At 50.8% G+C, this 11,976-nt stretch carries 11 protein-coding genes; 3 read left to right on the forward strand and 8 right to left on the reverse strand.

Annotated elements, in window-relative coordinates; genetic code table 11:
• Positions 1-34: 34 nt before the first annotated feature.
• Positions 35-640, forward strand: coding sequence for a superoxide dismutase (locus V3U24_01290; GenBank protein MEE9166090.1), 606 nt, complete (start codon positions 35-37; stop codon positions 638-640).
• A 20-nt stretch (positions 641-660) separates the two neighbouring features.
• Here the strand turns inward: V3U24_01290 and V3U24_01295 are convergent, their stop codons facing one another.
• The 6 genes from V3U24_01295 to V3U24_01320 form a co-directional block, all read right to left on the reverse strand.
• On the reverse strand, positions 661-1,629 hold the full coding sequence (locus V3U24_01295) for a N(4)-(beta-N-acetylglucosaminyl)-L-asparaginase (GenBank protein MEE9166091.1): 969 nt from the start codon (positions 1,627-1,629) through the stop codon (positions 661-663).
• Positions 1,630-1,655: 26 nt separating this feature from the next.
• A complete protein-coding gene (locus V3U24_01300; GenBank protein ID MEE9166092.1) occupies positions 1,656-2,858 on the reverse strand; it encodes a HAMP domain-containing sensor histidine kinase in 1,203 nt (400 codons plus the stop codon).
• A 24-nt stretch (positions 2,859-2,882) separates the two neighbouring features.
• The gene (gene cysC, locus V3U24_01305; protein MEE9166093.1) at positions 2,883-3,446 is read right to left on the reverse strand and encodes an adenylyl-sulfate kinase; all 564 of its coding nucleotides are present in this window, start codon (positions 3,444-3,446) and stop codon (positions 2,883-2,885) included.
• Entirely contained in the window at positions 3,436-4,575 is a 1,140-nt protein-coding gene (gene sat / locus V3U24_01310) for a sulfate adenylyltransferase (protein ID MEE9166094.1), read from the reverse strand. The genes cysC and sat overlap by 11 nt, the downstream gene beginning before the upstream one ends.
• Positions 4,576-4,685: 110 nt before the next feature.
• On the reverse strand, positions 4,686-7,067 hold the full coding sequence (locus V3U24_01315) for a YfhO family protein (protein MEE9166095.1): 2,382 nt from the start codon (positions 7,065-7,067) through the stop codon (positions 4,686-4,688).
• A gap of 5 nt (positions 7,068-7,072) precedes the next feature.
• The gene (locus tag V3U24_01320) at positions 7,073-8,554 is read right to left on the reverse strand and encodes an oligosaccharide flippase family protein (protein ID MEE9166096.1); all 1,482 of its coding nucleotides are present in this window, start codon (positions 8,552-8,554) and stop codon (positions 7,073-7,075) included.
• Between the two features lie 177 nt (positions 8,555-8,731).
• Between V3U24_01320 and V3U24_01325 the strand changes: the two genes are divergently transcribed.
• Both V3U24_01325 and V3U24_01330 read left to right on the forward strand, forming a co-directional pair.
• A complete protein-coding gene (locus tag V3U24_01325; GenBank protein MEE9166097.1) occupies positions 8,732-9,712 on the forward strand; it encodes a sulfotransferase in 981 nt (326 codons plus the stop codon).
• Between the two features lie 52 nt (positions 9,713-9,764).
• Entirely contained in the window at positions 9,765-10,628 is an 864-nt protein-coding gene (locus V3U24_01330) for a sulfotransferase (GenBank protein ID MEE9166098.1), read from the forward strand.
• Here the strand turns inward: V3U24_01330 and V3U24_01335 are convergent.
• Positions 10,596-11,600 carry a glycosyltransferase gene (locus V3U24_01335; protein MEE9166099.1) on the reverse strand — a complete coding sequence of 335 codons (1,005 nt, stop codon included), beginning with the start codon at positions 11,598-11,600 and terminating at the stop codon, positions 10,596-10,598. The two genes, V3U24_01330 and V3U24_01335, sit on opposite strands and share 33 nt — an antisense overlap.
• 41 nt (positions 11,601-11,641) lie before the next feature.
• Positions 11,642-11,976 (reverse strand): hypothetical protein (locus tag V3U24_01340; GenBank protein MEE9166100.1); only part of this gene is annotated, 335 nt, incomplete at its 5' end.

Below are 11,976 nucleotides of genomic sequence, written 5' to 3' on the forward strand. Positions count from 1 at the left end.
ATCACTTTGCAGAAAAGAGAAAGGACATTTTGTCATGACTGGAAATGAAGGGCCATTCCAATTACCGCAACTACCCTTTGAAGAAAATGCGCTTCAACCGGCTATCTCTTCACAGACGGTACAGCTCCACTATGGCAAGCACCATGCGGCCTATTTCAATAACCTGAACAGACTCGTGGAGGGTACTGAATTTGCCGACATGCCCCTTGAGGAAGTTGTCCGGCGAAGTTTCGGCAACTCTGACCGCCAGGCTTTATTTAACAATGCCGGTCAGGCATGGAACCATATCGTCTACTGGGAAGAGATGAAGCCAGGTGGGAGTCCGAAACCTTCAGGCCGGCTTATGCAGGGGATTGAGGAATCTTTCGGGGGCTTCGATCAGTTCAAGAGTCAATTTGTGACAACGGCCGTTGGTGTTTTCGGGAGCGGGTGGGCCTGGCTCGTAGAGAAAAACGGCTCGCTTGCGATTACGGGTACTCCGAACGCAGAGAGTCCCTTTGCGGGGGGACAGAAAACGTTGATGGGAATTGACGTGTGGGAACATGCATACTACTTGGATTACCAGAACAGGAGGGGTGACCATGTTGCCGCCGTGCTGGATAATCTTATCAACTGGGACTACGTGGCAGACAGACTATAGGAAATGACTCGATTTCCGTTTTAGAGCTGAGTTTCCACTTCAATCACCCTGTTAGAACCGGATTCATAAAGGGCACATTGAAAGCCGTCTTTCAGGGCGGCTGCCCCCCATTTCCCATCAATTCGGAGGGCGACATAGGCCACCTGGAAATCGGCTTTGTCCCCATGACGTCTTCTAATTCTTTGAACGGCTTCCAGGCATGCTTCTTGCGGCAGTCGTCCCTGTCGCATTAATTCCACCACCAGAAAGCATCCCAGTGTCTTCATAATTTCCTCACCTCGACCTGTTGCCACGGCGGCTCCGACCTCATTGTCACAGAACATCCCGGCACCGATGATGGGACTGTCCCCTACCCTTCCATGAAGTTTGAATGCGAGACCGCTGGTACTGCAACCTGCGGCCATTTCACCTTCCTCGTTCAGGGCAATCAGGCCAATCGTATCGTGGGACTTCCCGGATTCCCCATGATCCCCCTCTCTTGACCTTTCCCTCCACTTCAACCACTTCTCCCGGGATGATTCCGTCAGGAGGTTTTCCTTTCTGAACCCGTTAGCCAGTGCAAATCTCTTGGCTCCTTCACCCGCCAGCATGACGTGATCAGTCATTTCCATGATCTTCCGGGCTACACTGATGGGATGCTTCACGTCTTGTAGAAAGACCACGGATCCGGCGTTCCCGTCCGAATCCATGATGCAGGCATCCAGAGTGACATTTCCTTCCTGATCTGGCGTTCCCCCATATCCCACTGAACTGACATTCGGATCCTCCTCGGGTACTCTGATCCCCGCCTCAACGGCGTCCACTGCCGATCCACCGTTCATGAGAGTTTTCATGGCTTCCCTGTTCGCATCCAGACCGAAACGCCAGGTAGAGATGACCATCGGTTTGCCCATCGATCTCTCGACGGAAGGTTCGGACTGCCCGAGAAAGATGGCGGGATGCAGTGCACTCAAGAATCCACTTTTCATGAAAACTCTTCTGGTCAACATTCGTACTCCCTCTTATTCCACGGATCTCATGAGCCGGTTCTCCCCATGGGAATGGTGATCTCGAAGACTGTTCCTTTCCCCATTTCCGACCAGCGAACGGAAATCGTCCCTCTCTGGAAATCCTCGATAATCCGCTTCGCGAGACTCAATCCCAATCCCCAGCCTCGCGTCTTCGTGGTGTAGCCGGGACGAAAGACGTTTTTCCAGTCCCGTTTTGGAATACCTTTCCCGTTGTCCCTGACGGAAATGACGGCTTTCATCCCTTGCTGGGCCACGCCTATGGAGACCTCTCCGGTGGGCTTATCGATAGAATCGATAGCGTTCTTCACAATGTTCTCCAAAACCCATGTGAGCAGAACGGGTGTTCCTCTCACTGTAACGGATTTCTCCTCGTTTACGTTGAGAACGATATTCTTGCTAGTCTGGGGGATACGTCGCCGGAAATAGTCAACGGTGCCGGAGATAAGATCCTTCAGGTCCACCTCCTCGAGACTCGGGGATGAGCCCATTCTGGCGAATCGGTCGCTAATCTGGCGCAGGCGGGCAATATCGGTTTCCATCTGGCCTGATACGTTGTTCGCCTCCTCCGGATAGTCGCGAAGCCTTTCCAACCATCCCATGAGTGACGAGACAGGCGTACCCAGTTGGTGTGCCGTCTCGCGAGCCATGCCGAACCAGATGTGCTGTTTCTCGTTTCTCCGGATGACCTGGAAGCCACCGTAACCCAGCAAGATAAACAGTGCCACCGCTCCAATCTCAGCGTACGGCAGAAGCCGAAGCTGCCTGATGAGGCCGGAGTCGCCGTAATGGAGATGCCCAACAACGATTCTTTCGGCCGCTTTTGGGCCGACGGCGGGAACCGTAATTTCCAGAGGGATAGGAACATTCTGACTGTCCATATCTCTCATGATCCGCTTTACGTATTTGAGCTCCAGTTCCCCATTCCCTGGAAGATTTCGCCAGTTGACAGGAATTCCGTCAGGGTCCGAGTGGATAACAGGAAAGCTAACCTTCTGGATGATTTCCCTGAAAACAAACTCAAGTTCTGTGTCGCTCTCATCCGTGATTCCCTTGGCGATCAATCGAGCATACAGACTAACGGTCTCCCTGCTCTCCTGTCTCAAATCTCTAATGACAGACTGGGTGTAAAAAAGAAGGCCGGCAACAAGAACAACAGCAGCCACGAAAAGGGCCGCCTTGATGTTTCCAGCTTGCCTGTAAAGCCTCACCGGTTGAAAACGCCACACGGGAGATTATTCGATAAAGTCATTCTGTCTAATATAATGAATTATGGAATCAACCTCGTCCCTCAACGCCAACTTGCTGGTGTTCACGGTTATTTCGGGGTTCTCAGGTTCTTCATAAGGGTCGTCAATCCCGGTGAAGTGTTTGATCTCACCACGACGAGCTTTCGAATAGAGTCCTTTCACATCACGGGCTTCGCAAACTTCCAGAGGACATTTCACAAATACTTCGACAAATCTGCCGATTCCCCCTCGAGCGTATCGGCGCTCCTGCTCATAGGGAGAAATAAAGGCACAGAGAACAATAATGCCGTGTTGAACCAGCAAATTGGCGACAAACGTGACCCTCTCGATATTCTTGTCCCTGTCCTCCTTGGTAAAAGTCAGGTCAGGGGTCAGCTTCTGCCGGACGACATCTCCATCCAGTCTCTGGACACGGTAACCCATTGTCTCCAGTTTTTCTTTCAGGGCTATGGAAATCGTGGTCTTTCCCGCCCCGGACAGGCCCGTCAACCATACGGCAACTCCCGGAACGGTGTTATCCCCCGGACGGAGAGTTTTCTTACTCTTCATGTTGATAATACCTCTTCAAAACCTCCTCCACCTCAGGTCTCGTGAATTCGACGGGCAGTCTTCCCCCGGATTCCAGTATCTCCCGTATTTTCGTTCCGCTTAAGAATATCTTTTCGTGGTCCAGGGCTCTCGATGTCTTCGTCGTGGCCATGGAATTCGTTCGCCGACAGTAGAAGGCATGCTCAAAGAACATGGGCTCAATGCCAATCTCTTCCCTGGAAAACGTGTCAAAGATTTTCTGGGCATCATAGGTTCCGTAAAAATCTTTATATCCCGCATGATCTCTTCCGACAATGAAGTGGGTGCAGCCATAGTTCTTTCTTGCAATCGCGTGGAGTATCGCTTCCCGGGGGCCTGCATAGCGCATGAAGGCCGGGTAGACAGACAGGAGTGTATGCCTGTGGGGAAAGTAGCTGTCCAGAATGGCCCTGTAACATTCCATCCTGATTTCGGCAGGGATGTCATCCTCACTTGTCTGTCCAACGATGGGATGAATCAATAGGCCGTCCACCATTTCCAGGGCACATTTCGTTATATATTCGTGAGCCCTGTGAATGGGATTTCTGGTCTGGAAGCCCACCACCGATTTCCAACCCCTCTTCCTGTACTGTTCCCTCAACTGTGCGGGACTGAGCCGGTAGTCACCGAATCGACCATGATGTGGTAGCACGTATGCTTCAACGTCTCCGGAAATATAGTAGTCACCCTGAGAGAAAAGTGCGGCTACGCCGGGATGAGACATGTCGCTGGTGAGGTAGACCTCCTTTGCCTCCTTCTCCTTATCGTAGTGAAAAACCTCCGAAACCGAAATCCTACCCAGGGCCGTGCCGTCAGGACCCCTCAAGAATATCGCATCTTCACCTTTCAGATCATCGTATTGATCTTTTGTGATGGGCAAAGTGACGGGAAGGGACCATACCTGTCCAGTGAGCAGCCTGAGATCTGCAAGTGTCGACAAATAGTCCGCTTTCGACATAAACCCTTTCAGAGGACTGAATGCACCTGTTGCCAGCATTTCGAAATCGGCAAGATTTCTTCTGTTCAGAATTAGTGAAGGGTTCAGGGAGTCCTCATCTTCCGGCAGCTCCTTCATGAGATCCAGTAGAACGCCTCCATGTGGCTCGATCATGACAGTCCTTTCCTCAACGGTGTGAAAGACTTTGCACAAGAAGTCAGGCGGCAAAATTACAAAACCTGCAAGTTACCTCAATGATTTATGTCCGGTGAAGACCCCTTCATTCACACCTTACTCCTGAATCTTAGAGCCACGCGAACTAACTTATCCCGGTTGATAAAAAGGATCACAAGAAGAACGGCTGACAGCACAATCCTCGAAACTGCACGGCATATCCGGAAGAGCTTGGTGTCGTACTCAAACGTGATCGAATGGCCGCCTGCGGGAAGAACGACAGATCGCAGTACATGATTTGTCTGGTAAATCCGGACAGGCTCGTTGTCTACCGTCGCCTTCCACCCGGGCCCGTAATAGTTTTCAGAGAGGACCAGCAGACCACCGTTCGGTGAAGAAGCCTCTAGGATAATTTCATTCTCTGAATATTTCCTCACCTCGACAGTTCCCATTCCACCGGGTTCAAACTCCGGACCGTCATAGTTAATGACAACTGCCTCCACTGCCGGATCAAAAGCAGGATCCGTTGTTTTTCTCAGGGATTCCTCCTGGCTCGACACGGGGTCTACCTGAGATACCAGCCAGGCCTTGGGAAGAACAGTCAGATTCCTGTAGACCGACTGTTTTTCGCTGAAAGCCAATTGAAAACCTCTCGGCTGAAGTTGTCGGGACGTGACAAGGTATTTCACGTTGAGCATGTTGAGAACGGGCAGACTGCTTAACCCTCCTCCGTCCATTAGATCCTGATAGGTCCTCAGCTTCACCGGGCGATACCCTCCAACACTCGACAGACCGAAATATCCGTGGCGATTGCTATTCATCTCGTCAGCAGGCAGAATGCGGAACAGACTGGAGTCTCTTCTCATGAAATCGATCTCTGGAGTTGTACGAAACCGTTCCGGCAGGTTTACCGGGTTTTTAAGGTGGAGAAACTCTCTGTCAACCACCCAAAGGTCAACCATCAGAATGCTGAGAAGAATCAGGCCGACCGCTTTCCCGTTCAGGTGCTGCCTGATTCCGAGCCAGATGGAAGTGAGTCCCGCGATCGATACGAAAAAGGCCAGAAGAAGACCTCTGTGAAATATCTCTTTCCTGACTGCAGCGAGTTGAGCCAGCACTTGTGGTTGAAATCTCTCCGCATCACCGCTCTTCACAAAGAGCCCAAGTGCTTCGTAAGTTGAGTCACCAATCAAGAGAAAAACGAGGGACAAGCCGATGAGCGGCCCAAGAATAAGGAGAACAGATAACCGAAGCCTTTTCACAGTTTCCGCTATTCTCTCTTCCAGGATTTCCATGAGGTTTTCGAGTCCCGTGGCTGCCAGCACACCCATTGTAAAAGGGAGGAGAACAAAAATCATCGAAGGAATCCTGAATCCGCTGAACAAAGGGGCAAACTTGTAGAGGGACCAGTAGAGTGGAGGAAAATGTCTTCCGAATCCAACAAGAAGGATTAAGACTGTCGCTATGGCCATGGATAGGGTGAGTCCCGACGGCTTCCGAATGGTGAGCGCCAGAACGGCAAGAACAACTGTCAGCAAACCTAGATAATGGGTGGACTGTGTAAACGGCATGCGACCCCAGTACGCCGCGGACTTCAAATCTCGAGTTGGATAATTCTGAAGTCCGTGGAAATAGGGGTAGATGAACGATACCGACTCTTTGGGATGGAATGACCATTGTGTGGCATAATCCCAGCTTGTACCGCGTTCACTCTCTTTTGTCTTTTGCAGTGCCGACGCACTTCCTCTCGTAGAATGACCTTGATATTGATACACCGGCACGTTGGGGTCCACGACCATCATGAGAGCCAGGATCAGACCGCCGAATATGGCCCCTGTCTGGATTCCCTCCCTCTTACGGCTCCAGGTTCGGCCAAGAAGGGATTTCACCTGCCTCCAGATCCAGAGGAATACCACCAGCATCCAGGTATAATAGACAACCTGGGGATGCTTCGCCCAAATTTGAAGCGCCGTTGCAAGAGAAAGATAAAGAACACCTCGCCATGATGAGCGGGCGAAAATGTACTCGACCATCAAGAAGACGTACGGCAAATAGCCCAGAGAGAGAATCTTTATTCCATGCCCGGCATTGATGAGACCGAACAGGTATGGTGTTAGACCGTAGACGGCAGAGCCAAACAGAGCAGGTACATATCCCAACCGTCGCCTTCTGAGAAACAGGAACATTCCAACCCCCCCGAGAGAGAAATAGAACCAGTACTTCACTCCCAGATTGACAAAAACCGGTCTGAGAACGTTCGCAACGAGGTCGGAGGGCATATACATGTACCCGGCGTACGAGGGGGCCCCTGAAAACAGGTGGGGATACCATTGTGGCATCTCTCCTTTTTCCCTGATGAATTCCTCTCCCCACTTTTTGATGGGGTAGTGGGCAAGATAGTCGGGAGCCAGAGGAGTTTTCCCTGAGATGACCATCTCATTCAGAAACAGGAAAACTGCCGCGGGAATCACCACAATCGAAAATCTGGCCAACCGGTTCATCGATCCAAAGCGTGTCTAAGACGTTTCCACGTCGATTTGAGCAGGTACGTGAGACCCCTTAACTCCCGCACGCCAATCGTACGCGTCAACCATAACAATGCGGGAAAGAGAAAGAGGCCAAGAAGCCCCCACTGAAGTCTCCAATCCGGGTGTTGGAACTGCAGGGTGTGGATGGCCCAGAAGACGGCCAACATGGTCACCATAAGCTTTCCCAGCCGATACCAATTCCAGTCAATTCGAGCAACCTTTTGAGAGGCCAGGTATACACCCGCAGCCAGGATGGCATAAGAGGACAACGTGGCCCACGCAGCTCCCATGACACCGTAGTTCTTCACGAGCAGAAAGTTCAAGAGGAGATTCAGAATAATGGAAATCGCAGCGGCCCACGCGAGTCTGGGTGTTTGGCCTCCCACGGCCGCTCCGGCCATGAAGAATTGCCTGAAGCCACTCAGAAAATAGGCAAGAGTGACGAGAGGAATAATTGCTGCACCTGCGACGTAATCACGCGTGGCCGCGAGGGAGATGACCTCCCCGGCGAAGAACGAAATGGCAAGAAAAAACAGACCCCCCATCACTGCGAAATAGAATAGAACATCGCGGTGGTATTCGTGAGATTCCTCTTCCACACCCATCCGGTACATCATAGGCCCCCAGCCCCGCTGGAGGGGGATAACGAAAAACATACTGATGAGCATTCCGAACTTATAGGCAATTCCGTAGACGGCAATTTCTTCGAGACTGACAAACAGCTTGAGGAAGAATCTATCGGATACCGTAAGCACGGGTGCCACCATAGCCAGAATCACGAGCGGTCCAGCAAACTTGAGCAGTCGCAGGAAGATAGTAAGAGATGGTCTGGCGTTGTTGGACCTGAGAATCTCCGAACCGGTGACCAGAAACGCGATACCATATACCACCGATCTGGCAACCAGGACGCCCAGGAGTCCCCAACCCTTCATTACAACGAAAATGAAAGTGACCGCAAGCACGCCGATGAATTGAGTTGACGAAAAAAGGACGTAAGTGAGAGCTTTACCGTCATATTGAAGAAGACCGAGAAAGAAGCGCGTGCCAAATGCCAGGAAAACATTCAGCAGAAGAATCAGTATGAGGAAATCTTGACTGGGTCCCAGCCCAACGAACTTTCCCGGGAATCGGTGAAGAACAGCGATGAGACCGAGGACAACGACGTTCAGGACCAGCGAACCCCCGTAAGCCGATGCGACGACCCGCTTTCTTTCTGTCCCCTTGCCACCTGCCAGGTAGCGCCATACCGCATTGTTGATGCCGAAGGGAATCAGGACAACGAGAAACGTCTCTACCATTTCAAGGAGAACAAGGATTCCCACCTGTTCCAAGGGAAGGTATCGAGTATATATGGGAATGAGAAGAAAGGCGGCCAGTTTGGAAGGGACATTTCCCAGTCCGTAAATGGCGGTACTTCTTCCCAGTTCTACTATCGGTTTCCTTATCGCCACTGATTGAGTCTCATCTTCAGGGAGGAGCGCATGGTCATCTGGTGGGGGAGATAGAATTATTCATGGCAACGGGTTAAATTTAGACGGAGTAATGTACTAATCCAAAAAAGTGTTCGTCTTCTTGACATTAAAGGTTTATCCTCTTCGCGCATGAGAGAGAATTCAACACCTCCAATCTTGGTAGTTGGTGTTCCACGCAGCGGAACGACCTGGACGGCTCGAGTCCTCAGTGAGGCCCACCAGACCTCTCTTCTCCACGAACCGGACAACGAGAAGATAAACGTACTCGCATTTCGATGGAAGCACGGATATCACCGGATGCCCTACATAAGAGAGGCGGAAATGGAGCCGGTGTATGCAGGTTTCTGGAGACACATTCTCGACTATGATTTTCTTCCGAGTGCAACGGTGTTGAACAAGTCCTTGCTAAGGGGATTCAATCTGAATTCCACCCGGCTTGAGAATTATGTAAGGGACAAGTGCAGGCAGGCCAATAACAGTCAGCCTCACGCTTTTCAAACATCTCCCTACGACCAGATCACTCGCGTCCTTAGCAAAGCATCCTTCTTTTATTACAAATCAAGGAGTAGACGGCGGATTGTCAAGTCCGTGCACACGGGACTTGCGCTCCCCTTCTTGTATCAACATTTTAGACCTCAAGTTCTTCTGGTGTTCCGCCACCCTGCAAACGTGGTATCCAGCTGTCTTCAACTGGGACTGTACGACGCCAACAGGGAGATTTTCAGGCAGACTGCTCTGGCGGAGGATTTTCTGGAGCCTTACATGGAGAAAATTGAAAGACTCAAGGATCCGGTTGCGTTAATGAGTCTGCAGGTATCCATCTTTTACTACATTTGGGAACAGCAACTGAAAGAGAATCCCAAATGGTTGTCTGTGACGCATGAATCGCTTTGCAATGAACCTGAAGGCTCGTTTCGCACATTGTATGAGGAACTTGGCTTGGAGTGGAGAAGAGAGGTGGGTGAATTCCTTCTGACCCACGATACGGATGGAATCGGTTACGAAATAAGGCGGAAAGCGGCCGGTCAAATCGACAAATGGAGGCAGAAACTGACACCCGACCAAGTGGAATCCGTTCAGAAGGGATACGGCATCCTCCCGGTGAGGCATTACCATGAATTCTCCACCAACCGCTGACCGAATCAAGGAAAGTGGCTGACATCGGATAGAGCTACCATCATACACGATTATGTCCGAAAAAGACCGAATCACAAAACGCATTTTCATCGTTGGGGCCGCCAGATCTGGCACTACCCTTGTGCAGAGTCTTTTTGCCTCCCACCCTGATCTCTGTTCATTTCCTGAAACCCACTTTTTCAGAGCGACAGTGCCCAAGATATCGTGGATGCGTCCGCTTAAGAAATACGGTTCAGGAGAAAGAAGGATCATGGGTGAATTATTGAACAGGGCTGGAGACGGAAGTTTATTGCATCTGCTTCCTCAATCAACCTGGTCCACTGAAAGGTGGTCAGCTGCCATCATACGGATTCTGGACGAGCATTGCCTCAAGCGGGATTATTCAGCGTGGGTGGAAAAAACTCCCATGCATCTCTACTACATCCACCTCATTAGTTCGGTCAGTCCCGACAGCCGTTTCATTCACGTCATTCGCAATGGCCAGGATGTGGTCGCGTCTCTCTACGAGGCGAGTCACAAGCATCCAGAGTACTTTGGAGGAGCCCGATCTGTGAACCGATGCATCAGACGATGGAAGCATGACGTGTCAATATCCAGGAGGTTCGTTGACTCTGATAATCACGTCCATGTCATGTACGAAAACATCGTGGTAGATCCGGAGAGGGAACTCAAACATATTTGTGATGCGATCGGGATCGCCTTTAGCAAGAAAATGCTGAGTTACGAGACAGAGGCGGCCACACTTCGATTACCAGAGGAAACCTGGAAAGTCAGGAATAGTGAACCTATTCGTAAAACTCGAAAGTTCGAAACGCTATTCTCGCAGGAGAGGCAGGATTACATCCTGAGGAAGATGAGAAACATAGACCTGAAAGCCTTCCAGTTACAGAATAGCACTCCCCAAAAGCGTGAGTAAGTTCTGTCGCTTTTCTTCCCATTCTCTTATCTTGTTCTTCTTTTTCGCAGCGGCCAGGACAGTATATTTGTCAACAGACTCCGCTACCTCAACGATTGCCTTGTAGATCGCGTCCGGGGTGCTTCGGGCGTAGACCACCGAATCAGAGAAATAGCGGCGGATCGTATCCGTTTCCGAGACAACCATCGGCTTAACCAAGGACAGTCCTTCGTAACCTCCTGAGAGCAAAGTACGGTCTCGAGTAGTTAACACGATGAGGAAATCAGCCGAGCGAAGCAAAGAGACATATTCCTCTTCAGGCAAGAATCCCGTGAAGGTGATATTCTGCTCGCGGTATTTTTCCAGTGAAAATTTGGCTCTATGGTAGTTGCCTGTAATGTAAAAATGGATATGGGCATGCCTCACGGCCGCTTCCAAAAAGGGTTCAATCGGCTCATCCCTGGAAAACCGACTGATTAATACCGCAGTCATACCTGAGTTCTTCCACTTGAGCATGTTCTGATCTGATGAACCCGAAAGTACGGGGATGGGATCTTCAAGAACGAACAGCTTTCCCTCCAGGGAAGGGAATCGGTCACCAAGCGCCTGGGACAGCCCCTCGTTATGAACCAGCAATATGTCACAGTTGCGCCAGAGCATGAAACTGAAGAAATTCACGGGAAAAGTATCGTAGTCGCTGAAGGCCGCGGTATGAAGATCCGGTATCACTCTGCAACCGGATAGAAGTTTGTAGAACATGGCCGTGAATGTAATGAATGGGTGCGCTTGAAAGGAGTAGATCACCTTGGGGTGTGATCGGAGGAACTTGATGAAAGTGATAATGGCATTCACCATCAGCCTCAGTATTGCGAGAAAAGTGGGGGCGTCCTTTCTTTTGAGTCGGTAATACTCTGCACCCAGTTGCTTTGCGAGTTCCTCGCTTCTTCTCGAAACTTCGGTCCAGGCCACAAAGATTCCTTTATTCCTGGTCACCCGCTCGACCTGTATTCTCTTTTGGCTAACTGGTTTCAGGGCTACCCATAATACCCCTTTGTGAACCCCGTCCATGGGCCCTGTCGGAGTATAAACCTCTTGACAAATGCAGTGATGAATCCCAGGCCGTATCCAACGATCTGGATGGGCATCACTGCCAGCAAATAAATACCCACCTTGCCACTCTCCTGTTTCACGGCACCGAGTCCTGAGACCACCAACAAAAGACCTAACCCGAGACCGAGGTGTCGACTGTACCTGTCCGGGTTGGCCAGGAATCCTGCCAGAATCGCAAACAGCACGACGGTCAAAACAGAGGGAACAAAATGGAGAGGCTCCAGCATGTCCCGGTCAATCTTCCCCAGGTTCACCCTTG

The sequence above is a fragment of the Candidatus Neomarinimicrobiota bacterium genome, assembly GCA_036476315.1.
In the GTDB taxonomy this organism is placed as follows: domain Bacteria; phylum Fidelibacterota; class Marinisomatia; order Marinisomatales; family S15-B10; genus JAZGBI01.

What these genes read in the sequence shown, in the direction of transcription:
- cysC (MEE9166093.1), bottom strand. Translation starts at nt 3,446, where the DNA reads ATGAAGAGTAAGAAAACTCTCCGTCCGGGGGATAACACCGTTCCGGGA.
- V3U24_01295 (MEE9166091.1), bottom strand. Translation starts at nt 1,629, where the DNA reads ATGTTGACCAGAAGAGTTTTCATGAAAAGTGGATTCTTGAGTGCACTG.
- sat (MEE9166094.1), bottom strand. Translation starts at nt 4,575, where the DNA reads ATGATCGAGCCACATGGAGGCGTTCTACTGGATCTCATGAAGGAGCTG.
- V3U24_01290 (MEE9166090.1), top strand. Translation starts at nt 35, where the DNA reads ATGACTGGAAATGAAGGGCCATTCCAATTACCGCAACTACCCTTTGAA.
- V3U24_01330 (MEE9166098.1), top strand. Translation starts at nt 9,765, where the DNA reads ATGTCCGAAAAAGACCGAATCACAAAACGCATTTTCATCGTTGGGGCC.